Below are 24121 nucleotides of genomic sequence, written 5' to 3'. Positions count from 1 at the left end.
ATATTCTCACTTAGGTATTATGTTGTGGTTATACTAGCTTTAAGAGTTCCCAGCAGTTCAGTTTCTTTGTTGCACGGTTTTGCTCCGTGTCTACATACAAGTTTCCCTATATGCTTACTAAAATTTTCGTACAATTCATCTCATTCCTTGCGTCGCGAGTGTTCTTGTACTATTTAATAAAATTCATAAGTGTCAGTAAAATCCCATTTACCAGTCAACTTATAAGAATAATCGTGTGCATAAACTTGATTTTTCCCTCCAAAAAACTCATCTTTAGGCATTTTACCAAAATCATAATCACTTGTTATATGATTATAGTGTTTATTCAAAAACTCATCATATTTATTATAATTTTTAAAATACTTGGTTTCAATTTTATTGCTTTGAGTAAAATAAAAAAGTTTTGGAATATCAATCACTTTTGTCTTATTTACTTCAATATCTTCCCTATCTTCATTTACAAGCGTATATTTAGCACTCGGGCATGCTTCAATTTTTCCACCAGCAAGTACAACTTTATTTGCATTCCCACAAAGTTCAAGTGTCGCTCCTTCATAGACAACTATCGTACTGTCAGGTATATTTCCAGTAAGTTTTAGAGTCCCTTCCAAAACTTGAGTTTCTCCGCCATAAAGCAAATCCCCAGTTATAGTTAATTTATGCTTCCCAGCTTTTCTAAGTCCTGGCACATATTTACTAGTTTCCTTGTAAAAATTTTCTTCACTTGACAAATAATTTTGTATTGTCACTTTTCCTGTTATACTGTTATCATCTTTATCCAAAGCCATAATATAAGTTGATGTTCCGCTTGGCTTATCACTTAATCCACTGTCTATATCATTAGTCCAGACCCAGTCAGTTTCAGGTTCTGCCCAAAAATAAATGTCATTGCTTTCTTTATTAAAAATTTTGTCATACATCCCAGTATAAAATTTATTTTCTTCAATCAGCCCTGCATTCAAATTTGTTGGACCATTAAGAGCTTTTCTAATATCCACAATTCCCCACCCCATCTGATTATCAAGCCTATCTTTTTCACGATAAGCTGTCGTCAAAAGAATTTCTTTAACCTGATGATAAGTAAGCCCCTTAAATTTATTCAAAATAATTGCCGCATATCCAGCCGTTCTAGGTGTTGCAAAACTTGCTCCAAATCTATTTGAATCATCTGTTTTACTATATATATTTCCAACTGCTACTACTGTATTACCTCGTGCATACAACGCATCTGCTCCAACTTCATTATTTTTTTGTGACATTGTACATTTATTTGAAAAATCCGATATTTTTTTACCTCTATAACTTTCATTTAGCAAAACAGAATTAGTTACATCTTTTTTCCCATAAGTAAAGCAATTTGCAGCATCAACCATTATTCGCTGACTTCTAAATAATTTTGCTATTTCATCACTATACAAGGGAAATTTTGCAGTTGCATCATTAAGTAGCACTTCGGCATCAGAATTATTTTTCTTTTTTTCAGCATTTGGAAAAGCTATTATTAATAAATTTCTATCATCTGTATTCGTTGTCACAAGTCTTGGCATATAATTATTTAAAAGTGTTTCATTTATTACATTTCCAAAATACCATGCATTATCTGTCAACAAATACTGTGAATAATATGGTGTACTTGTACTATATGAAAATATTCCTTCTAACATATTCCATTCATTTTCAGCACCGTAGTTTATCACTTGACTTGCATCAAGCCCTGTAGTTTCAAGAAAAGTTTTTGTTGCAAGTGTCGTATGATCCTCGCCTTCCTGATCTTTCAACGGATGTTTCCCTATTTTTTTCCAATTTTCAGGAAGATATGTTCTTGGCATTACACCCCCAACTTCTTCCTCCCAATTATCATACCCTGTCGTATTATCAGTTATAGCATAATAAGTTTTACCTTTTTTATACTCATTTTTTTGATATTTTACTAAACTTTCTTTTACATCGTAATCAGACACCTCTGTTTTTTTATCAGTATAAACTAACTTTGCCCCAAATATATTTATATTTAAAATTATACTTGCAAGAATTATTAAAAATCTTATTCTCTTCACTTATCACTCCTTTTTATTTTATCCCATAAATTTTCTTTGCATTTTCCGTAGTTACTCTTATAACTTCTTCCACTGAAATTTCCTTAATTCTAGCAATTTCTTCCGCCACATATTTTGTATAAATCGGCTCATTTCTTTTCCCTCTAAAAGGAACTGGTGTCAAATATGGACAATCTGTTTCTAGGACAATCTTTTCCAAAGGAAGTTCTCTCACAAGTTCTTTCGTCTTTTTATTATTCTTGAATGTCAAAGTCCCGCCAACTCCAATATAATATCTATCTAAAAGCGGTTTTGCCGCCTCAAGTGATCCCGGATAACAATGCAAAATCCCGCCAACATTAGGATATTCTTTCAAAACATTAATCGTATCCTGCAATGCTTCCCTCGTATGAATCACAACAGGCTTTTTAACCCTTTCAGCAAGTTCCATCTGCTTTCTAAATCCAGCAATCTGAACATCCTTCGGATCTTCCATCCAGTGATAATCCAGTCCGATTTCCCCAATCGCAACAACCTTTTCCTCATTCAATGCCAATCTTTCGAGTTCTTTTTCTACTTCATCATTATATTTTTTTATATCCACAGGATGAACTCCAATCACTGCATAAATAAACGGATATTTATTCGCAAGAGCCACACTCGTAAGCGAAGTTTCCAAATCACATCCAATAACAACAGCACTTTCCAGTTGCTCCTCAATCCGTTCCACAACTTCATCAAAATCTTCTGCAAATTGCTCGTCGTAAATGTGTGTATGTGTGTCTATTATTTTTGCCATTTCAATCCTTCCTTTGTTACAAAAAATTTTTAATTTTTATATTAAAAAATTCTAATCTTATTAATTTTATAAAATTTTCTATTTTAAATTATTCATTATAATATTCCATTTTCCATTAATTTTTGTCGCTTCAACAGTTCCTTCTTTTTCATCAAATTCTTTTATATCCTTAATTTTATCTGAAACCGTTTTTGATATTATATCTATCAAGGTTGGCATCCATTTCTTTTGAAAATCTTCTCCTGAAACATTTGACAAATATTTTATTGATTTTCCAGTTTTTTGCTCAAATGTTTTATTTATTTTTTCTTGGTCTTCAGCTCCCAAAAGAGAGTTAAAATTTAATTTTGGTGCTTTTAAAACAAATTTTAAATCTGCACTTGAACTAGAATTGTAATTTATCTCCTTAATATGATATTCCATATTTCTCATATATTCTTTCAAAATTTCACCAAAAAATCTTGCTCCTAATTCATCTTTTTGTTCTGCAATCTGATTGTCAACTTCTTTTATGCTTTCAGAAGTATCTCGTTTTGTATTTTCCAAAAAAACTTTTTCAATTTCCAAATTGTTCTTTTCAATTTCTGACTGCTGAATTTTCACATTAGGCTTAACTTCAACCTTGTAATTTGCTGAAAATCCAAGACTTGTTGTTAGTAAAAATAACATTAACATCTTCTTCATTTACTCATACCTCATCCTCATTTATTCAAATTATTTTAAAAAATTTTCAAACATAGAATCAAAAATATCAAAACCATCACTTTCTAATGTTTCTTCATCTTTATATTCCCATCCTTTTTTCTTTCTTTCCAAAATCATCTTATTTTTATCAGTCCTATACTCAAACTGATTATTATCCAATATCTTTATCATTTCATTTTGATATTCAGACAAAATTATTGCATTTGCTTTCAGTCTTTCTTCATTGGATAATTTTTGAATTTTTTCCTTATCCAATTTATATCCCAATTCTTTTGAAACTTTATCTTCCAGTTTTTTATTAAATTCTTCAGAGAACATAATTTCAAAAATATTTGGAGATTTTTCAGTATAAATTACTTCCACTTTATTTTTTGAAATAAAGTTAATCTTTTCAATTTCATAAATTGTTTTTTCATAGACTTTATTATTCATCAAAACATCAGGTACATTCACTTTAAAATTTTTTTCACCTGTTTCCAAATTAGTATTTTCCGAATATTCAATTCCCTTATTTTTACTTTCTATCCTATCTGAAATTTCTTTATTAAAAACTTCAACAACTTTTTCACTTTGATTTTTCATTTCCTCTTCTGATAATTTTAAACTCTTATTTTTTGTAATTTTAAAATTTTCTTTTTTTAATTCAAATGAAAAACTTAACGAAAAAATAACCAAAAATAAAATCAATATTTTTTTCATAAATCTCCTTTTTTATATTAAATTTTTTGAAAAAATCTAAAAAAACAAACTAATCTTCTATTTTTAAATTTCTCTATCTAGGATAAACCAAATTCGCTTCTGTCAAATTCTCCAAAGTTTCTTCCAAAAATCTTTTCGATTCAAAATTAGCCATTGCCAAGTTTTGATCTAAATAGTTTCCACATTCGATTGCAGTTGCTCCTGGGATTTCTCCTTTAAATTCTGCCATAAATTTGTAAAGTTCTTTCATTAAGTCAACGATGTCCTTTGATTCTAGTTTTCCTTTTAAAATTACATAAAATCCTGTTCTGCAACCCATTGGTCCAAAATATACAATTTCATCTTTCCAAGTTGGATGATTTCTTAAAAATGTTGCTCCTAAATGTTCCATTGTATGAAGTTCTGCAATATTTATAACTGGTTCTCTATTTGGCAGCTTCATTCTCACATCAAAAGTTGTGATGTAATTTCCGTTAATTTCGTCAATTCTTGACACATAAATTCCTCTGTTTAATTTTTTATGATCTACTGTAAAACTTGCTATTCTTTCCATGTTTTCCTCCATATTTTGATATTTTAGTTTATCTTTCCACTTTTAATGAAGATTCAATTAATAAATCTAATGTTTCTGAGTAGCTGTATCCTTTTGAAGCTGTACTTTTTGGCAATAAACTTGCAGCTGTCATTCCTGGTGATGTGTTTACTTCCATGAAATATGGTGTTTCTTCGTTTACTACCATAAAGTCAATTCTTGCGAATCCTTCACATTTTAATCCATAGTAGCTATCTTGTGCAAATTTGTTAATTTCAGCTTGTACTTTTTCTGGGAATTCAAACACGTATTCTTTTGCTCCACCTTTTGCATATTTTGATTCATAGTCAAAGTAATCTCCAGCAAGAGCTTCGATTCTTATTGTTGGGAAAACTTTTCCACCAATTACTGGCACACTTATTTCCACTCCATGTAACACTTCTTCAATTAAAGCCTCTTTATCCATTCCAAATACGAGTTCTAATCCTTTTTTCAATTCTTCTTCAGTTTCCACAAAACTTACTCCAATACTTGAACCACCATTATTTGGTTTTACTATAAGATGATCTCCTAGTTCTTTTTTTACTGTTTCAAAATCAACTGTTTCTCCTACACGAACACTTTTCCATTTTGCAATTCTAACTCCGTATTCAGACACAATTCTTTTTGAAAACTCCTTATCCATACAAACTGCACTTGACATTACTCCAGGCCCACTGTAAGCAATTCCTAAACTTTGTAAAATTGCTTGTATTCTTCCATCTTCTCCAAATACACCATGTAAAGCAATGTAAGCAAAATCTAGATTCAAGTCTTTTATTTTTTCATAAACTTCCTTTTCAGTATCAATTACAATATCAAAAACTTCATATTTATCTCTATTTAAATTTGCTACAATTTCACTTCCTGTTTTTAGCGACACTTCTCTTTCAGTCGAAACTCCCCCACGTATTACACCTACTCTTAATTTTGACATTTTTTTCATCTCCTTCTTTATTTTATAAATTAGATATGTTCGATAACCTAAGTTCTTTTATCTATACAAGGGGTCAAGACCCCTTGCTTCAGGATATTAATTTTATTAAATTCTGAGTTTACATAATTATCAAACAGGTCTATTAATTCCAAGTAAAATCCTTTTTCGTAAATTCATATTTTTTTCTGCAAAAATGACATTCGGTCTCGATTCTTCCTTCTTCTTCCAAAATTTTATTAATTTCATCTTTTCCAAGTGTAATTAATCCTTTGTAAAATTTATCTCTTGTGCAATTACACTTATATTCCAAATCTGATTCTTCCAAAATTTCAAAATCTTCCACATAAACTTTTTTATGAGCACCATCAACATCAGTTTCTTCTTCAAATGCTGAAATATCCTCATAAAGTAATTCCACAATTTGTTCAAGGCTCATTCCACCTTCTAAAAGTTCAGTAATTGTCCTAATTTGCTGCAATTTATTTTCCAATTTGTCAATAAATCCATCTTCCACTCCTGGCAACAACTGGATTAAATAACCGCCAGCCCTTTTCACTTCGCCATTTTCATCCAATTTCACCCCTAGTGCAACAACTGACTTTATTTGCTCAGACAAAAGAAAATAATGGGCAACTATATCAGCAATATCCTCTTTATTTATTTTGGTAACGCCAGAAAATGGATCACGCAGTCCCAAATCCTTTATAACTTGCATTGTCCCATTTCCAATAAATCTTATTTGCCCAGTTTCATCCTTTATAAAATTACCATTTTCATCCACAATCTGATGAAATTTTTCTTCAGGATTTGCAATATAACCTTTTACTTCTCCATTCATATTTCCAATTGCAAGAATATTTCCGTAAGGTCCATCTCCATTTATTCTAACTGACACCAAATCCTTTTTGTTTTTTAAATCTTTCCCCATCATAGCAGTTGCAGTCAATAATTTTCCAAAAACTGTAGTTGCTATTGGATCAAGTCCGTGTATTTTTTTTGCTTCCCTTACAACCTGTGTTGTATCACAGACAAAAAATCTTGCACACTTGCTTGTCCCTCTGATTATCTTTGATTTTTCCATATTTCCAACATCCTTCTTTTATTTTATAGTAAAACTAATTTAAAACCAAATTCAAAAATTATGCCTACTTTACTCAAATCCTAAATTTATATGATTTTTTATAGTTTAATTTTGCACAGGTTCGAGCACAATATCAAATTTTATCTCAAAATTTTGTCTATTTTATAAACAAATTTAAGTGCATTTTTAAAATCTCATTATTAGAATATCATATTCTATACAAAAAAACAAGATAATTCATTTTTACTTTTTTTGTTACATTTGACTTGATGATACACTATAAATTTTTGTATCAAACAAAAAAAGAAACTCTTAAATTAAAGCAGTTTCTTTTTTATAATTATTTATTTTTTTCAAAAGTTTTCATTTCTTCATCAATAAAATAATTTATCATATCCCTGTAAATCAATTCCACAACATCTGGACTGCAACCATAAATTTTAGCCTTTTCCCTGACCTTTTTTATTATTTTCTCTACTCTATCAGCTGCTTTTACATCTGTTTTTGACTTTTTAAAATATGCTGCCTGTCTTACATAATCTGAACGCTCTGCAATTAATTTTATAATTTTATCATCTATACTATCAATATTTTCTCTTACTTCTTCCAAACTATTGCATTTCATAATATTATCTCCAAAATTTTAAAATTTAAAACGCCCAATTTCCTTTTCTAAATACAGGAACTCTCGTTCCATCTTCCAAAATTCCGTCAATATCCATTTCAGAATCTCCAATCATAAAATCAACATGTGAAATTGATTGATTAATATGAGCTTTTATTAATTCTTCTTCTGTCATTTTTGTTCCATCTTTTACATTAGTTGGGTATGCGGCACCCAATGCTAAATGGTTTGAAGCATTTTCGTCAAATAATGTTTGATAGTAAAGAAGTCCTGAATTTGAAATAGGTGAATCATTTGGCACAAGAGCAACTTCTCCTATTCTTCTCGAACCTTCATCAGTATCAAGCAACTGTTTCAAAATGTCGTAACCTTCTTCTGCTTCAAAATCTACAACTTTTCCATCTTTAAAAGTCAATTTGAAATTGTCAATAATATTTCCTTGATACGAAAGTGGTTTTTTATTAGAAACATAACCATCTACACGATCTCTATCTCCAGCCGTAAACACTTCCTCTGTCGGCATATTAGGCAAGAAATCAGCCCCTTTCGCATTAACACTTCCAGCTGCCACCCAAATATGATTTTTAGGAAGTCCAACTGTCAAATCAGTTCCTTTTGAAGTATAGTGAAGTGCCACGAAATTTTTATTATTTAAAAACTCAGCTTTTTCAGTTAAATTTTTTCTATGTTCTTCCCAAGCCTTAACCGGATCATCTTTATCAACTCTCACAGTTTTCAATATCGCATCAAGCAATTTTTCCTGTGCAACATCAATATCTTTTTCATCCGGGAATACAAGTTTTGCCCAATCTGCTGAAGGATAACTTGCAATCGTCCATGAATTTACATCTGTCATAACACATGTTCTATAATGTTTATAAGCTTCTCCCGAATTTTTTGCCAATGCTCCTAATTTTTCTGGATCAATTCCTGCAAATAAATTTGGAGAACTGCTTAAAATGTGGATAAACACTACATTATTGTCAAGATAATCATTTCTCTCGTCAATCGCCCATTGAGGAATGTAAGAGTAATCTTCTTTCGACTGATATTCAGCATGAAGTCTTGACAATTTATCATCTGCCAATTTAACATGAACATCACTCGCTCCCTCTCTATAAGCCAATTCTGTAACTTTGTAAACCAATGGCAACGCATCAGTCGTACAATTTACCCAAACTTTTTGTCCTTTTTGAACATTTGCTCCAATTTTTACGATTACTTCTGCATACTTATTTAATTTTTCTTCAAAGTTGTTCATTTTTATTTGTTCCTTTCAAATTAAAATTTTTAATCTTTATAATTCGGTTGATAACCAAATTCTAATGAGACCGTTCCGTCTGTAAACTTGCTTTTATACTTTTTAGCAGGACTGTAATATTCTCTTTTCAATTTTGGTGTTGTGGCAACATTTAATCCAAATGAAAATCTGTTTTTTTGAACTCCAATTCCCAAAGCAGCATATCCATTTAACGGCATAGCTTTTATTCTTCCGTTTCCACCATTCTTATCAGTCCATTTTACACTTCCGCCTGCAAGTGATGCACCAAACGAAAATTTGGAATAGATCCCATTATCTGTTCCTGTTCCTATCATAAGATAAACTGGAATTGAAACTAAACTTCCTGAATTACTGTTTATATCTTTCCCTTTAACTTTCAAAGAATTGTATGTCAATCCCATTCCAAGCCCCATTACAACATCATCATCAACTCCACCTTTTCCTTCAAGCGAGATTTTAATTCCACTTCCTGTAACACCTTTGACAGGAGCATTTTTGTCATTATTGTTTTTTTGCTTACCATAAATAGGGCTTATAATAATTTCATTTCTTTCTCCATATGCCATTGCAACTGGTGTCAATAACATGAACGCTAAAAATAATTTTTTCATAAAAAATCCTCCTAAAAAATTTTTATTTATGTTTTATAATGATTATTAATCTTTAAATCCATTTGGATTTTTCTTTTGCCAATTCCAAGAATCACGACACATATCTTCAATTGTATATTTTGCTTCCCAATTTAATAATTTTTTAGCTTTTGAAGCATCTGCATAACAGACTGCAATATCTCCAGCTCTTCTTCCGTCAATTACATAAGGAATTTCTTTTCCAACAGCTTTTTCAAAATTACTTAAAATTTCAAGAACGCTGTAACCTTTTTCGCTTCCTAAATTTATCGCATCAAAACCAAGATTTTCATTATTAAATAAATAATTTAATGCTGCTGAATGTCCTGCCGCCAAATCATTTACATGAATGAAATCTCTTATGCAAGTTCCATCTGGAGTATCATAATCATTTCCAAAAATATGTAATTTTTCCAATTTTCCAACTGCAACTTGAGTTATGTAAGGTGAAAGATTGTTTGGAATTCCGTTTGGATCTTCTCCAATTCTTCCACTTTCATGAGCACCTAATGGATTGAAATATCTAAGAGCAATGATATTCCAAGTATTGTCAGATTTTGCCAAATCCATTAAAATATGTTCGATTATTACTTTTGTACGTCCATAAGGATTTGTAACTTCTCCCATTGGATCAGTTTCCACAAAAGGAACTTTTTCAGAAACACCGTAAACAGTAGCTGACGAACTAAATACGATATTTTTTACATTAAATTCCTTCATTACTTCAAGTAAAGTAATCATTCCAAATAAATTATTTTCATAATACATAAGCGGCTTTTCTACAGACTCTCCCACTGCCTTAAATCCTGCAAAATTAATAACAGCATCAATTTTATTTTCTCTAAAAATTTTTCTCAAACCTTCTTTATTTTTCACATCCAATTCATAATATTTTATTTTTTCTCCAGAAAGCTCTTCTAAAATTGTTATAACTTTTTTGCTAGAATTACTAAAGTCATCTACAATAATAGGATTAAAACCTTTTTTTATCAAGTCTAAAACTGTGTGAGAGCCAATATATCCCGCTCCACCAGGAACTAAAATAGTTTTCATTAAAACATCACTTCCTTCTAAAATTTTTTATTTTCAGAATTTTTTTATTTTTCTATTCAGGTAAATTTTAAAATTATCAAATTAATTATGTAAATTAATTTTTTCCATAATTTCATCAAAAGTTTGAAAACCTTTCAAAGTTTCCACAATTTGTCCATCTTTAAAAAGTAAAAGCAAAGGCAGTCCTCTTATTTTAAATTTCGCTCCAAATTCTGGATAATCATCAACATCAACTTTGACAATTTTACATTCTGAAGCATTAGCCACTTCCGCTAGAACTTTTTCCAACATTTGGCAAGGTCCGCACCAGATAGCAAAAAAATCAACAAGTGTAAGCCCATTTTGCAAAATTATTTCATTATCAAAATCTTCTCCAGCATAATTTATGATTTTACTCATAATTTCACTCCCTCTATAATTTATATTTTATTCTATATCTTTTGAAATATTCAAATTTTTTTGTTGAATTTTAAATTCAAACAGTTTTTGAATATGTCTATTATACTAATTCTAATCAATTTATGCAATTTCTAATTTATATTTTATCTTCCAAAATTTTTCTGAACTTTTTTCATATCTCTTTCAATATCTTTTCTTTTCAATGATTCTCTTTTATCATGCATTTTCTTTCCTTTTGCAAGTCCTATTTCCATTTTTACAAGCCTTTGTTTTGTATAAATTGAAATTGGAACAATGGTATAACCTTGCTCTTTAATCTTTTCACTCCACTTTTTTATTTCACGTCTATTCAAAAGCAATTTTCTCACACGAGATTCCTCTACATTGTTAATGTTCCCAAATTCATAAGGCGTAATATGCATATTCATCACAAAAATTTCATCTCGTATAATTCGTATAAAACTTTCTTTTATACTGACTTTTCCAGCTTTTACCGATTTTACTTCCGTCCCCACAAGCTCAATCCCCGCTTCCAGCTTATCTTCTATGAAATAATCGTGAAAAGCCTTTTTATTTCTAGCTAATACTGGCATTTTCCCTCCTTCCAATGTTTTCTTTTATTCTTCTTCCATTTCCTCAATCTTTACTTTTTCTTCCACATAAGGTATGACCTCAATTTCCATCTTAGCATAACTTGCACTTACAATGCTCACTTTCATTGTACTTCCCATAGTATAGGATTCATTATTTCTTTTATCTACAATTTTAAAGTTTTCCTCATCGTAAATGAAGTTATCACGTGCAGTTGTAACATTATAAACCACTTCTATGTGATTTTCCAGCTCCATAAATATTTTATTCTTATTCATTCCGCTAAGTCTGGCAATATAAACTTGTCCAATTTTATCTTGCATATACTCAATTAACTTGATTTTTACGCTATCTTCTTCCAGTTTGTCCGCTACTCTCTCAGTTCTTGAAATACTTGAAGCAATTGCTTCAAAATCAGCTCCGTATTTTGCTTTTTCCTTCTCGTTCATAAATCTTTCAATCGAACGTCCAAGCATTCTGTGAACAATTAAGTCAGAATATCGACGAATTGGCGATGTAAAATGCAGGTAATATTTAGAAGCTAAACCAAAATGCCCTAAATTTTTGTTGGCATATCTTGCACGCTGCATTGCCCTTAAAATTAATTTATGAATTAGATAGCCTTCTGGCAGTCCTGTCGTTCTTTCAATAATATTTTGGAATTTTCCAGGATGAATTTCCTCCAATCCCTTCAGAGAATATCCAAATTTTATCAAAGTTTCATTCAATGCCTGAACTTTCGCCTTGTCAGGATCTTCGTGAACCCTGTAAATTGCAGGAATTTCCTCCCAGAAAAGTTTTTCTGCCACAGTCTCATTTGCAATAACCATAAAATCCTCAATGATTCTTTCCGCTTCCCCTCTGGAACGTAATACAATATCCTTCACAGCTTTGTTTTCATCCAAGACTACTTTTATCTCAGGCAATTCAAAATCAATGCTCCCACGTCTTTTTTTATTGCTTCTAATAATTTTAGAAAGTTCCAGCATATTTTTTAACATTTCATCAATTTTTCTGTATTTATCGTAAAGATTTCTATATTCTTCTGATTCTTCATTTTTTTCCAAAATTATATTTACATTTTCGTAAGTCATTCTGTATTTTGACTTTATAACCGATTTGTAAAAATCATTTTTTATAACTTTACCTTTCTTGTCTAAATCTATTTCCACAGTAAAAGTCAGCTTATCTTCATTTGGATTAAGTGAACAAAGATTGTTTGATAATTTTCGTGGAAGCATAGGAATTACTCTATCTACAAGATAAATTGAGTTTCCACGTTTTAATGCTTCTGTATCAAGCTCGGTATTTTCACGTACATAATAAGAAACATCAGCTATACTTACAAAAAGCTTATATCCATCTTCTGTTTTTTCCACATAAACTGCATCATCCAAATCCTTTGCATCAGAGCCGTCAATCGTAATAATATCAAGATGTCGTAAATCCTTACGGTTTTTCAGTTCATCTGAAAAATCTTCATCAATTTTATCCAATTCCTGTAAAACTTCATTTGGAAATTTTTCTTCAATTCCTTCATTCAAAAGCAATGATGAAATAAGGGCTTCTGTATCTTCCGGACTTCCCAAAACACTTACAATCGCACCCTCAGGCTTTCTTTCGTCATCTCCCCAAAAATCCACTTTTACAGCTACCAAATCTCCAGTTTTAGCACCTTTTATTAATTTTTTAGGAATATAAATATCCTTTGGCGAATTTCGTGGACGTACAAATCCAAAGTTTAAATTATGTTCAAAAATTCCAACGATAACGTTTCGATTTCTTTTTACAACTTTATAAACTTCTCCTTCACGTTTTTTTCCATTCAAGCTTTCTTTTAAAATACGAACTAAAACACTATCCCCGTTCATAGCAGTATTTAAATAAGCTCCAGGAATAAAAATACTAGGCTGTCCATTAATATCAACAAAGCCAAAATTTCTACTAGAAATAGAAATTTCTCCTTTTATAAAGCCTTCCTTTTCAGGCAAAGTATATTTTCCATTTCTCTTCAAATAAATTTCTCCACTTTCTTCCCAAGCATTTAAAAGCTGCTTATACATTTTTCGCTTTTTCTGACTCCATTCCAAAAGTTGCAATATTTCTTGAAAAGTAAATTCATATTCTTCCAAAACTTGTTTTAAATATTTTAATTCACGTTCCTCTTTAAGTTCTATTTTTTTTGTTTTAACATTTTCTTCTTTATTAAAATGTCTAGTGTAATTTTTTTTATGCCCACACTTTTCCTTCTTTTTTTTATTTCTCATATTTTACCTCTATATGTTCAATTTAGCGAAGCTTTTGCATTTTATACTATAAGGCTAGTGAACTGCTCCCCGTGTATTGTCAAGTCAAATGCAACAAATTAGTAATAATCTTATCATAATTTTTAAATTCTATTTTTTTAAATTTAAAGTCGATTAGCTATTATCGAATTTCTAAGTTTTATGACATTTGGATGAATAATGGAATCTTTTGAAAGTAAATATTTTAATTTTTCTTCAATTTCAAATTTTATTGCTTTATCCAAATCTATTTTTGCTAATTCTCTGGCTTTTTCTACTCCTTCCCAGCTTCTCTTTTCCTCTATTGCGTCAGCAAGATAAACAATTTTTGCAATCATATTCATATTTTCACTTCCAATTGTATGATATTTAATACCATCCAAAATTTCTTCATCATCAATTCCAAACATTTCATAATTTTGCCGTACAAATTCAGCACCTGCAAAGCCGTGCAATACAGCTGTTGATTGGGACATTTTATCTGCTACTTCAGGATATTTCCCCTTTGTCAAGTCAATCATAACAGACAAATCAAAAAATTTTGCCACATCGTGAAGCCAAGCTGAAGCCTCCACTTTTTCTACAGGAACTCCATAAATTTTTGCCAATTCCACAGCACATTTTGCTACTCTTTCTACATGTTCATATCTTTTTTCATCCAAAAATTTTTTTACATTTAATTTAATTACTTCCATATTCATTGTGATTTCCCCTTTGCTAAAAAAATAATTTTATAGTCAATCCACTAAAATTGGAGTAAAAATATATAAAAAACAGCAGATTTGCTATAAATCCTTTTACTCTCATTTTAAACTAGAATTGCTATGCATTTCAATTATATGTTATCATAAAAATAAAACTCAGACAACTTATTTTTGGTCTGAGTTAATAAAGTTATTGAAGTTGTGCTGGCGGTACTGGTTGTATTTTTACATATTCTTCCAGCTGCTTGAATTTATTTGTATTTGTAAATTTTTTCTGAATTTTTTCATAATCTGCATCTGTCAATTTTTTAGTTTTTTCTGTACCTAAATATGAACTTTTCATAAATATTGCTGCTTCAACTAGCCCAAAAGCCTCTTTATCAGCATCATAATTATCTTTTAGCGCCTTTTTAGAAACTTTTGCATTCTCAATATCATTTATATAATCATTTACAAGCTGTATCTTATCCCCTTTGTCAAGATATTCTTGGGCCTTTTTCATAAAATTATCCAAAACTTTTGCATATTCTTCACTATTTAATTCTTTTGAACTGCTTTTTGAATCTTTTGACACAACAACTGAGCTTTTTATATTTTTAAATTTTCTGTTATTATTTTTTATTTTGGCATTTCCGATATAGCTTATACTCATTGCAAACAAAACTGCCGTAATTATATTTTTACTTTTTACCATTTATTATTTTCTCCTTTTTTTAATTATTATAAATCAAAATTTTAAGGTATCGTATTGAATATTCTTTTAGTTGACTTATAGTAAAACTCATTTAAAACTGAACTCAAAAACTATAGTTATTTTAACCAAACCCTAAATTTATATGATTTTTAATAATCTAATTTTGAATAAATTTACGTATTTATCAAAATTTTTCTTGAAATCATAAATCAAAAATGATAATATATACAAAATATTTTGTGTTCAAACTATAAAAATTATAAATATGTAGAAGGTAAAAAAATGAAAATAGAAGATTTATCGCTTTTTTTGACAAGAGTTTCACTATTTGAAGGATTAAGTACTCAAGAAATCTCAAAATGTCTAGCAAAAACTGATTTTAAAATAAATAAATATAAAAAAAATGAAATTGTATTTTTTCGTGGAGATGTCTTAAAAAAAATAATTATTATTATAAAAGGCACAGCACATGGAGAAATGCAAAAATTTAACGGAGATACAATTGTTATAAATCAAATGAAAGCTGGGGAAGTGCTGGCTTGTGCATTTTTATTTGGGAAGGATAACGTTTTTCCTGTTGACTTAATAACACTTGAAAATTCAGAATTTCTTTTCTTAGATAAAGAAAAATATCTTGATTTAATTCAATCAGACAAACGGCTTTTGCTCAATTTTATAAATGAAATTTCAAATAAAAGCCAATATTTGTCAAAACGTATTTGGTTTAATTTTACACATAGAACTATTGAAGAAAAAGTTCTTAGCTATATAAAAGAAAATGCTCAAAATGATAAAATAAAATTTTTGCCAAGCATTTCAGCTTTAGCAAAAAAATTTGAGGTAACAAGACCTGCCTTATCCAGAGAAATTTCAAATTTATGCAAAAAGAAAGTTTTAAAAAAAATAGAAAATAATACATATCTCGTAAATTCTTTAGAAGGTTGACAAGTTAAACATGACAAAAAAAATTCAATATATCAGCATTGCTAAAAAAAAGAATATATGGTAAAATAAATTAAAAGAATGTATATCAAACAAATTAAATAATGGAGGAAAGACTATGAGAAAAGTAATAGTAGCTGGAAACTGGAAAATGAACAAAACTGCAAAAGAGGCAGGAAAGTTTTTTAATGAATTAAAACCTTTAGTAGCAGATGTTAAAAATGCAGGAATTATTATCGGAGCACCTTTTACTGCATTAGAAACTGCAGTTAGAGAAACTGCAGGAAGCAACATCAAAATCGCTGCTGAAAATATGAACGCTAAAGAAAGCGGAGCATATACTGGAGAAGTTTCACCATTGATGCTAAAAGATTTAGGTGTGGAATATGTAATTTTAGGACATTCTGAAAGAAGAGAATACTACCATGAAAATGATGAAATTATCAATGAAAAAGTAAAATCAGCATTAGCTCATGACTTAAAACCAATTTTATGTATTGGAGAAAAATTGGAACAAAGAGAAGCTGGAACTACTAACGACGTTGTAAAAACTCAAATTGTTGGTGGATTAAAAGATGTTACAGCTGAACAAATGGCAAATGTTGTACTTGCTTACGAACCAGTATGGGCAATTGGAACAGGTAAAACTGCAACTCCTGCACAAGCTCAAGAAGTTCACGCATTCATTAGAGGATTATTAACTGACTTATACGGAAAAGAAGTTGCAGAAAATGTAACAGTTCAATACGGTGGTTCAATGAACGATGGAAATGCAGCTGACTTAATTGCACAAACAGATATTGACGGTGGATTAGTAGGAGGAGCAAGTTTAATTCCTGAAAAATTCGCTGTAATAATAAAAGCTGGAGATGCAGCAGCTAAATAATTGATTTAAAAATAAAATTGATTAGCTATTCTCTTGTTTTTTAAATTATAGGAGGAACTAATAAAGTGTTAGAAAATTTATTAATTGTAGCTTTAGTAATTTTATCAATCATTATGATAAGTGTAATTTTACTACAACCAGACAGAAGCCAAGGGTTAGCAAAAAGTTCTGCTAATATCTTGGATGAAGAAAAAGAAGGAATTGAAAAATTTACAGAAATCGTTGCAACATTATTTCTAGTCGTTGCAATTTTATTCCAAATTGTAAGATAAAAAGTTTTGAATATAAAATTTTAAAAAGTAAGTTTTTTTGATTTTTCGTAAAAATATTAAAATCACAGTTAAGAATATTGGCTGTGATTTTTTTTCATTTTTTAACGTAAGGAGGATTAGTCACCATCACCTTTACAATCCCTACTTGCTAAGCATTTTTTGAAATAAAATTGAAACTTGCTTTTTTAACAAAAGATAGCAAGAAGTCGTAGGCTTTCTACAAGCGGGAGATGAATTGCTTTTTTTATTGAAAAAAGGATATATTCATGATACAATTTTTGTATAAAATATCGAAAAGAAGTTATAAATGTGAGTGTTGTGGGATTGAAATTGATAGAGATTACAATGCGGCATTGAATATAAAAAACATTGGAAAATCAATGTTGGAATATTAAGAAAATAAAAGAAAACAGGGTAGGAACTACCCGAAGAGCTTGATAAATATATTTGGCTAACAAAAGCAAATACTTCCCAAGAAGCTCCCGCTTCTAAAAGCGGGAGTAGTTCACAAGAAAAAAATTTCAACATTAAGGAGGGAAGAATATTATGAAAATTAATTATAAAGGGATTGGCTCTGATTTAAAAAATATATTGTTTAAAGAGTTTGAAAAGAATGAAAATACACTTTTTGTATTTGAAAATTCAGCTTCATTTTTTGAAATTAAAAGAAACTTTTTGCAAGATGAGAAAATGCAGCAAGAACTAGGGATTTTTCAGAATTTTAAGATGATGAACAGTTATGATTTTTATGAAAATCTTTTTATTACAGACAAAATTGTGATAAAAGAAGAAAAACAGGTTGTATTATTTTATAATGCATTGACACAAAAGCTAAAAAAGAAGATGAAGATTAAGAATTATTATGATGTTATTGATATTGCCTATAATTATTATAATTTATTTGCAGAACTTCAGGAATATAAGATTGATTTGGAAAAGGTGGAGCTGGAGAAATGGCAGGTTAAAACTTTTAAAACTTTACTTGAAATTGATAATGAAATTAAAAAAATTGTACAGCTAAAAGGACTAATTTTGCCATATATGCTTAGAAATGTGGAAAATATTTCGGATAGTTTTTTAAAAAAATTTAATAAAATTTGTTTTATAAATAAAGTTAAAATTACACCTTTTGAAAAAGAAATAATTAAAAATATTGAAAGCAGAGGAATTATAGCAGAAAATATTCTGCAGCTTAGTAAAAATGATTTTAATGAAGAAAAATTAAAAATAAATGACAGTTTTTCAATTCCTAATAAAAGTGAATCTTTGGAAAAATTTGAAACAAATATTGAAATTTTTGAATATGAAAATAAATTTTCACAGCTTTTGGGAATGATAAAAAAACTGAATGACAGTGAAAATGAAGAAAAAATTGAAAATACAGAAAATTTTAAAATTTATGATTTGCAGGATAACGGAGAAGATGGGAAAAAGGATTATCAGCTTTTAAAACAAGAAAAAATTTCTTCTAATCTGGAAATTACTATGCAAAAAACAAAGATTTACAAAATATTGGAACTAATCTGTAATATTTTGGAAAATGTAAAAGTTATTGGAAAAAATTCTGAAAGTGATGAAGTAGAAAATGAAGATTTTGAATCTAGAATTGAAACTGAAAAAAATTATAAAATAGAAAATGAGAAAACAGAAAATTTAGAAAACTATGAATTTGAATTTGAAAAGGAAAATAAAAAAGAATGTAACCAATCTTTAAAAATTAGAATGAAAGATTTGTATGATGCATTTAAATCTAATGATTTTTTAAAAATCTTTAAGTTAAAAAAATCTTATAATTTTTTTGTGGAAATTGCTAGAGAGGGATATAAATATCTTTCTAAAAATGAAATTTTTAGAATTTTGAAAAATCAAAATGAAAGATATTATAAAAATTGGACAGATATTGATATTGAAGGAATTATTAATTTAATTGATGAAATTGAAAGAATTTTTGAATATCAGACGCTTGAAGAATATAGAAGCTATCTTGAGGAAATTTTTGATAGAAGCGGTGAGCTGGATAAAAATATTCGAGATAAGTATTTTGAAGCTTTATCGGAAATGGTAGTGCTGGAAGATTTTTCATTTGATAATTTATGGAGTGGTTTTTTTAGTGAAAATGTAATTTCAGCAAGTTTATTGAAACTATTTTTGAAATATTTAGATAAAAAAGCGATTAGTTTAAATCTTGAAAAAAGTGACGAGCAGGATAGTGAAAATATTGCAAAATATTCGATTAATTCATTTTCAGCAATTTCAGAGACTCAAAAGGAAAACCTTATCCTTCTCAATATTCAAGATACATTTCCAAAAGTAAATGTAAACAATTATTTATTTACAAAAATTCAACGTGCAAAAATAGGGCTTCCTATAAGTGATGATGAAAAGCGAATTGAGATTTTTAAATTTTATCAAAATATTCTAGGAGCAAAAAATGTTTATTTATCTTATGTAAAAAATCAAGATGAAAATATAGATTCGGCTGGAGTTATTGAGGAAATTAAGCTAAAATACAGTATAAAAGCACAAAAAAATAAAATAAATGAGAATGACGAACTGGATTTTATAAAAAACTATTTTTTGGAAAATATAGAAAAAACATGGAAACCACGAGAAATTGGAAAATTTATTCCATCTAAGCTGGAAAAAAATTTAGATAAAGTTAAATCAAAAAAATTGAGTCTTGGATATTATGATTTTGAAAAAATGGAAACCTTTGAGTATGGGTATTATTTAGATAAAATGATTGGTGAAACTGAGATTGAAAAAATTGAAGAAAAATTAGAGGATAAATTGTTTGGAACTATTATTCATTTAATTTATGAAAAAATTGTTTCTAAAAATAAGGAAAATATTGAGAAAAAGAAACTTTTGATAAAAAGTAAGGAAGATGAAAAAATTTTAAAAAAGGAAATTAAGGATGTTTTAAAAGATGTTCTAAATTCATATAAATATAAAATTTCTGAAGATTATTTGGAATTTTATAAAAAAATCTCATTTAAAGAAATTGTAAAATCAGTAGAAAAAATATTGAAAAAAATGATGAAAAGAATTGAAAATGAAGATGAAATAAAAATTTATTCGGAAGAAAAAATAAAACTTAAATCAGAAAAGAAACTTTATGAAAATATTTTTATAAATGGAGTAATTGATTTGCACTTAAAATTGAAAGAAAAAGAAATTTTGTATGACTATAAATCTGGTGTCCTAAAAAATAAAAAAGGAGAAGAAAAGAAAGAAAAAGTTGACAATGCTTTTAAACAATTAGATTACTACTCTATTATGCTTTCTGAAAGAAATAGTCAGGAAATAGAAAAATTTGTGGTGGATGTATGGAATGGCGATATAATGGATGATAAAAGAAAAGAAGAAGAAGAATTTCTGAATGAAGATGATATTCTCAAAGTCGTAAAAAAATATTATGAAACTGATTATTATGATATTGGTGATATAAAAGATGTGCAAAACTACACCTATCAAACTTATAAAAATATATGCAGAAGGGAGGATGAATTAAATGATGAAAATAAATAATATAAATGAAAAACAAAATAAAATTATTTTGAAAGCAAGTGCAGGAACTGGGAAGACTTATAGATTATCACTAGAATATATTGCAAACTTGATAAAAGGTGTAAATTATAAAAATATAGTTGTAATGACTTTTACTAAAAAGGCAACTGCGGAAATTAAAGAGAGAATTTATGATTTTCTTTATCAAATTGCATTTGAAAAATATAACTGGAAAGAGCTGGAAAATAGCCTAAAAGAACTTTATGGATTCTCCGATGATGAAATCTTAAAAAATAACTTACAAAATATGTATTTTGAAATGATCAAAAATAAGGATGAAATCAGAATTTACACAATTGACGGATTTACAAACAGAATTTTTAAAAATACGATCGCTCCATATTTTGGTGTTTATAGCTATGAAACAATTGACGAAGAAGATGATGAATTTTACAATGATATTTTGATTAAAATAATTGGAAATAATAACTATTTTGAAAAATTTAAGTTTATGATAGATGAAGAAAAAGACAGGAAAAATATCTCGACTTATGTAAAAGTTGTAAAATCGCTACTGAATTTGCAGGAAAAATTTTTGCTAGCTGGCAATAATTACAAAGAAGCAAATCTAGCTTTGAAAAATAGTAAATCAAGTACAGATTTTGTAAATATTTTTGAAAATATTCTTAAAAATACGAAAAAAATTGCTGAAATAAAAAGAGAAAACGTTACTGAAATATTAAATGTAAAATTTACTGATATTTTTAAAAAATTTGAAGAACTAAATCAAAATAATCCCGATACTTCTACTATGCAAGATAAAAAAATAGAATTAATATTGGAAAAATCAGATGATATTTTTGGTACAGGAAATATTTGGAACGGTAAAAAAACTGGTGGAAAAGAAGCCAAAGAACTACTGGATACAATGAAAAAAGATCAGGAACTTTTGCACAAATCAATCTCAAATTATATTTTTCATGAGAAAATATTACCGAATGACAGGAAAATAAAAGAATTTGCAAAAATTATATTTGACATTGCAGAACAAACAAAATTAAGTACAAAAAGATTTACTCACACAGATATTTCTACATATACGTATAAGTTTATTTTTGACAAGGAACTAGGATTTGTAAAAACTGACAATAAAAATAACAACACAGTTACAGGAGATTTTTTGGAACTTATTGGTGGACAAATTGATACAATTATGATTGATGAGTTTCAGGATACAAGTATTTTGCAATGGAAAATTTTACAATTACTTCTTTCAAGTGCCAAAAATATTATTTGCGTTGGTGATGAAAAACAAAGCATTTACAATTGGCGTGGTGGAGAAAAGGAACTTTTTGAAAATTTGGAAAACCTGATTGGTGGAAATGTTCAGAGTTTGGAAAAATCCTATCGAAGCTACAAGCAAATTATTGAAAATGTAAATAAAATTTTTAATAATTATAATGAAAACTGGAAATACACTGATTCATCATATCGCGATGATGAAGAATATCAAAAAGGATATTTTGGATATTATTTTCAAAAAAGAAAATCTAAATATAAGAAAGAGGAAGAAAAACCTGAAAAATCATACGAAGAAATGATACGAGACTTAAAAGAAGGGAAAATTCAGAATCTTGGGAAAAGCTGTATAATTTGTCGTGGAAATAATGAGCTCGCGGAAATTACAGCAAGGCTGAATGAAGAAAAAATTCCATTTACGCTTGAGAGCAATTCTTCGATTTTGGACTACAAGGCTGTTAAACCGCTATATAAGCTAATAAAATTTTTTGTCTATCATAATTTTGTTTATTTATTGGAATTTATGCGAAGTGATTTAATTGGGTGCCTGAATAATCACGTAAAATATTTGGTAGAAAATAAATATTTAATTGAAAAATATATTACAAAAAATATTAATTTATCGAATAAAAATCTGAAAAATAAAAATAGTTTTGAATATTTTGTAGAAAACTTGGAAAATTTGGAAGAAAAAGAAAATTTGATGGGATATAAAAACATTGATTTTATGGAAAGAAATGGACTTTCATTTTCTAAAATTTTGGAAAAAATAAAAGAACTTTACAAACTTTCGGTTAATTTAAACAACAAATATTCAAATGAGAATTTTTCAAAAAAAATTATTCAAAATTTTGATGTGACAAGTTTCTATTCGACAAATAGCGATATAAAAAATATTTTTCAATTTTTCAATATTTTAAAAGAATTTGATAATTTGTACGAATTTATCGTGCATGTTGAAGATGAAAGGGACAATTTGCGTCAAATAAGCAGTTCTGATGAGAACACCATAAATTTAATGACAATTCATAAGTCCAAAGGATTGGAATTTGATACAATAATTTATTATAGAAAAGGAAAAACAGGTGGAAATAATTTTAAAACTTTTGAAACATATTTTAATTATGATGAAACTTTTTCCAATGTAACCAATTTCCTGATAATTTTTTCAAAATATTCTAAAAATGTAAAAGAACTAAAAGAATATAAAATGATTGCTGAAAAAAATTCCCAAAAGGAAAAAATGGAAGAAATAAACACTGATTATGTTGCTTTGACACGTGCGAAAAAAAATCTCCTTTTATACTGTGAAGCAGTTATCAAAAAATTGACTCCAACTAAGAAAAATCCTAAAGAATATGAATTTTCAGATACTTTTATAAATAAATTAATTGAAGTTTATAATGGTAACGAAAAAGAATATCATAGTGGGAAAATTATTGAAACAATTAAAATAAAAAATGAAAATATAAAAAACTCTGAAAAATTTAAAATAAACAATAAAATTTTGGAAACTTATTTTTCAAAAGATAAATTTCAAATAAAAAAATCAAGCATAACTTTAGAAAAAGAATTTAAACGAAAAAAAGGACTTGCGATGCACTATTATTTTGAGCATATTCTAAATGATTTGAAAAATGAGAAAAAGATAGCAAAATCTGCACTTTTGAGCCGATATGGAAATATGCTGGGGAAAAAAATTGTGGAAGAACTAATTGTCAGAATGGATAAATTTATTGAAAAGAATAGCGGTATTTATGATAAGAAATACAAAGTTTATACGGAATTTGAAATCTATGATTCTGATGGGAAAAAGCGTATTATTGATAGAATCAATATTGATAAAGTTAATAAAAAAATATATATCTATGATTACAAGACTGGATTTGAGCCTGAAACTAAAAAAGAATATCAGGATCAAATTGAGGAGTATAGGAATATTTTAAGGGAGAAAGTTTCAGAGGATTATGAAATTGATGTAAAATTATTGGAAGTTTAAAAATATCTGATGAACTCGATTAACAAAAGGCAAGAACTCTTGCTTCAAAATACCTATTTATTTTAAGTTTTTTTCAAAAAATAGATTTTTCTATTTCAAAAATAAGATTAATAGGTTATAATA

Annotated in this window: 22 protein-coding genes; 6 read left to right on the top strand and 16 right to left on the bottom strand. The window is 28.4% G+C overall.

Annotated features, from left to right (window positions below):
- Positions 1-173: 173 nt before the first annotated feature.
- The 16 genes from ACO409_RS01760 to ACO409_RS01685 form a co-directional block, all read right to left on the bottom strand.
- On the bottom strand, positions 174-2057 hold the full coding sequence (locus tag ACO409_RS01760; protein ID WP_485554247.1) for a S8 family serine peptidase: 1884 nt from the start codon (positions 2055-2057) through the stop codon (positions 174-176).
- A gap of 13 nt (positions 2058-2070) precedes the next feature.
- Positions 2071-2835, bottom strand: coding sequence for a TatD family hydrolase (locus ACO409_RS01755; RefSeq protein WP_485554245.1), 765 nt, complete (start codon positions 2833-2835; stop codon positions 2071-2073).
- A 78-nt stretch (positions 2836-2913) separates the two neighbouring features.
- Complete coding sequence (locus tag ACO409_RS01750; RefSeq protein ID WP_485554243.1) at positions 2914-3519, bottom strand: hypothetical protein; 606 nt, start codon at positions 3517-3519, stop codon at positions 2914-2916.
- A gap of 30 nt (positions 3520-3549) precedes the next feature.
- A complete protein-coding gene (locus ACO409_RS01745) occupies positions 3550-4239 on the bottom strand; it encodes a hypothetical protein (RefSeq protein ID WP_485554241.1) in 690 nt (229 codons plus the stop codon).
- A gap of 73 nt (positions 4240-4312) precedes the next feature.
- Positions 4313-4792, bottom strand: coding sequence for an S-ribosylhomocysteine lyase (locus ACO409_RS01740; protein WP_485554239.1), 480 nt, complete (start codon positions 4790-4792; stop codon positions 4313-4315).
- Positions 4793-4820: 28 nt separating this feature from the next.
- Positions 4821-5747, bottom strand: a complete 927-nt coding sequence (locus ACO409_RS01735) for a D-alanine--D-alanine ligase (protein ID WP_291818375.1) — start codon at positions 5745-5747, stop codon at positions 4821-4823.
- A 142-nt stretch (positions 5748-5889) separates the two neighbouring features.
- Complete coding sequence (locus ACO409_RS01730; protein ID WP_485554237.1) at positions 5890-6828, bottom strand: Hsp33 family molecular chaperone HslO; 939 nt, start codon at positions 6826-6828, stop codon at positions 5890-5892.
- A 340-nt stretch (positions 6829-7168) separates the two neighbouring features.
- Positions 7169-7453, bottom strand: coding sequence for a chorismate mutase (locus ACO409_RS01725; RefSeq protein ID WP_314713696.1), 285 nt, complete (start codon positions 7451-7453; stop codon positions 7169-7171).
- Positions 7454-7478: 25 nt separating this feature from the next.
- Positions 7479-8714, bottom strand: coding sequence for an aminopeptidase (locus ACO409_RS01720; RefSeq protein WP_485554235.1), 1236 nt, complete (start codon positions 8712-8714; stop codon positions 7479-7481).
- Positions 8715-8743: 29 nt separating this feature from the next.
- Positions 8744-9346, bottom strand: a complete 603-nt coding sequence (locus tag ACO409_RS01715; RefSeq protein ID WP_485554233.1) for a hypothetical protein — start codon at positions 9344-9346, stop codon at positions 8744-8746.
- A gap of 45 nt (positions 9347-9391) precedes the next feature.
- Positions 9392-10417, bottom strand: a complete 1026-nt coding sequence (gene galE, locus ACO409_RS01710) for a UDP-glucose 4-epimerase GalE (RefSeq protein WP_485554232.1) — start codon at positions 10415-10417, stop codon at positions 9392-9394.
- An 81-nt stretch (positions 10418-10498) separates the two neighbouring features.
- Positions 10499-10816, bottom strand: a complete 318-nt coding sequence (locus ACO409_RS01705; protein WP_485554230.1) for a thioredoxin family protein — start codon at positions 10814-10816, stop codon at positions 10499-10501.
- A gap of 143 nt (positions 10817-10959) precedes the next feature.
- A complete protein-coding gene (gene smpB, locus ACO409_RS01700; protein WP_485554228.1) occupies positions 10960-11409 on the bottom strand; it encodes an SsrA-binding protein SmpB in 450 nt (149 codons plus the stop codon).
- A 24-nt stretch (positions 11410-11433) separates the two neighbouring features.
- Positions 11434-13674, bottom strand: coding sequence for a ribonuclease R (gene rnr, locus ACO409_RS01695; RefSeq protein WP_485554226.1), 2241 nt, complete (start codon positions 13672-13674; stop codon positions 11434-11436).
- A 143-nt stretch (positions 13675-13817) separates the two neighbouring features.
- Positions 13818-14393 carry a bis(5'-nucleosyl)-tetraphosphatase (symmetrical) YqeK gene (gene yqeK, locus ACO409_RS01690; RefSeq protein WP_485554224.1) on the bottom strand — a complete coding sequence of 192 codons (576 nt, stop codon included), beginning with the start codon at positions 14391-14393 and terminating at the stop codon, positions 13818-13820.
- A gap of 193 nt (positions 14394-14586) precedes the next feature.
- Positions 14587-15090 (bottom strand): hypothetical protein, encoded by a 504-nt coding sequence (locus ACO409_RS01685; protein WP_485554222.1) that lies wholly within the window; start codon positions 15088-15090, stop codon positions 14587-14589.
- Positions 15091-15372: 282 nt separating this feature from the next.
- Here ACO409_RS01685 and ACO409_RS01680 point away from each other — a divergent pair, with 282 nt between their 5' ends.
- From ACO409_RS01680 to ACO409_RS01655, 6 genes are all read left to right on the top strand, one after another.
- Entirely contained in the window at positions 15373-16035 is a 663-nt protein-coding gene (locus tag ACO409_RS01680) for a Crp/Fnr family transcriptional regulator (protein WP_485554220.1), read from the top strand.
- Positions 16036-16150: 115 nt separating this feature from the next.
- Positions 16151-16918, top strand: a complete 768-nt coding sequence (tpiA, locus tag ACO409_RS01675) for a triose-phosphate isomerase (protein ID WP_485554218.1) — start codon at positions 16151-16153, stop codon at positions 16916-16918.
- A 65-nt stretch (positions 16919-16983) separates the two neighbouring features.
- Positions 16984-17190 (top strand): preprotein translocase subunit SecG, encoded by a 207-nt coding sequence (gene secG / locus ACO409_RS01670; protein ID WP_018451309.1) that lies wholly within the window; start codon positions 16984-16986, stop codon positions 17188-17190.
- Between the two features lie 266 nt (positions 17191-17456).
- Entirely contained in the window at positions 17457-17585 is a 129-nt protein-coding gene (locus ACO409_RS01665) for a zinc ribbon domain-containing protein (protein WP_485554216.1), read from the top strand.
- A 151-nt stretch (positions 17586-17736) separates the two neighbouring features.
- Positions 17737-20721, top strand: coding sequence for a PD-(D/E)XK nuclease family protein (locus tag ACO409_RS01660; RefSeq protein ID WP_485554214.1), 2985 nt, complete (start codon positions 17737-17739; stop codon positions 20719-20721).
- Entirely contained in the window at positions 20705-23998 is a 3294-nt protein-coding gene (locus ACO409_RS01655) for a UvrD-helicase domain-containing protein (protein ID WP_485554212.1), read from the top strand. The genes ACO409_RS01660 and ACO409_RS01655 overlap by 17 nt, the downstream gene beginning before the upstream one ends.
- Positions 23999-24121 lie beyond the last annotated feature (123 nt).

It is taken from the genome of Leptotrichia sp. (assembly GCF_057270615.1).
This window is presented reverse-complemented; position numbering and strand designations above follow the sequence as displayed.

What these genes read in the sequence shown, in the direction of transcription:
- ACO409_RS01660 (WP_485554214.1), top strand. Translation starts at nt 17,737, where the DNA reads ATGAAAATTAATTATAAAGGGATTGGCTCTGATTTAAAAAATATATTG.
- ACO409_RS01665 (WP_485554216.1), top strand. Translation starts at nt 17,457, where the DNA reads ATGATACAATTTTTGTATAAAATATCGAAAAGAAGTTATAAATGTGAG.
- ACO409_RS01740 (WP_485554239.1), bottom strand. Translation starts at nt 4,792, where the DNA reads ATGGAAAGAATAGCAAGTTTTACAGTAGATCATAAAAAATTAAACAGA.
- ACO409_RS01705 (WP_485554230.1), bottom strand. Translation starts at nt 10,816, where the DNA reads ATGAGTAAAATCATAAATTATGCTGGAGAAGATTTTGATAATGAAATA.
- smpB (WP_485554228.1), bottom strand. Translation starts at nt 11,409, where the DNA reads ATGCCAGTATTAGCTAGAAATAAAAAGGCTTTTCACGATTATTTCATA.
- ACO409_RS01730 (WP_485554237.1), bottom strand. Translation starts at nt 6,828, where the DNA reads ATGGAAAAATCAAAGATAATCAGAGGGACAAGCAAGTGTGCAAGATTT.
- yqeK (WP_485554224.1), bottom strand. Translation starts at nt 14,393, where the DNA reads ATGAATATGGAAGTAATTAAATTAAATGTAAAAAAATTTTTGGATGAA.
- ACO409_RS01715 (WP_485554233.1), bottom strand. Translation starts at nt 9,346, where the DNA reads ATGAAAAAATTATTTTTAGCGTTCATGTTATTGACACCAGTTGCAATG.
- ACO409_RS01680 (WP_485554220.1), top strand. Translation starts at nt 15,373, where the DNA reads ATGAAAATAGAAGATTTATCGCTTTTTTTGACAAGAGTTTCACTATTT.
- ACO409_RS01745 (WP_485554241.1), bottom strand. Translation starts at nt 4,239, where the DNA reads ATGAAAAAAATATTGATTTTATTTTTGGTTATTTTTTCGTTAAGTTTT.
- rnr (WP_485554226.1), bottom strand. Translation starts at nt 13,674, where the DNA reads ATGAGAAATAAAAAAAAGAAGGAAAAGTGTGGGCATAAAAAAAATTAC.
- ACO409_RS01655 (WP_485554212.1), top strand. Translation starts at nt 20,705, where the DNA reads ATGATGAAAATAAATAATATAAATGAAAAACAAAATAAAATTATTTTG.
- ACO409_RS01685 (WP_485554222.1), bottom strand. Translation starts at nt 15,090, where the DNA reads ATGGTAAAAAGTAAAAATATAATTACGGCAGTTTTGTTTGCAATGAGT.
- ACO409_RS01720 (WP_485554235.1), bottom strand. Translation starts at nt 8,714, where the DNA reads ATGAACAACTTTGAAGAAAAATTAAATAAGTATGCAGAAGTAATCGTA.
- ACO409_RS01755 (WP_485554245.1), bottom strand. Translation starts at nt 2,835, where the DNA reads ATGGCAAAAATAATAGACACACATACACACATTTACGACGAGCAATTT.
- tpiA (WP_485554218.1), top strand. Translation starts at nt 16,151, where the DNA reads ATGAGAAAAGTAATAGTAGCTGGAAACTGGAAAATGAACAAAACTGCA.
- galE (WP_485554232.1), bottom strand. Translation starts at nt 10,417, where the DNA reads ATGAAAACTATTTTAGTTCCTGGTGGAGCGGGATATATTGGCTCTCAC.
- ACO409_RS01725 (WP_314713696.1), bottom strand. Translation starts at nt 7,453, where the DNA reads ATGAAATGCAATAGTTTGGAAGAAGTAAGAGAAAATATTGATAGTATA.
- ACO409_RS01735 (WP_291818375.1), bottom strand. Translation starts at nt 5,747, where the DNA reads ATGTCAAAATTAAGAGTAGGTGTAATACGTGGGGGAGTTTCGACTGAA.
- ACO409_RS01750 (WP_485554243.1), bottom strand. Translation starts at nt 3,519, where the DNA reads ATGAAGAAGATGTTAATGTTATTTTTACTAACAACAAGTCTTGGATTT.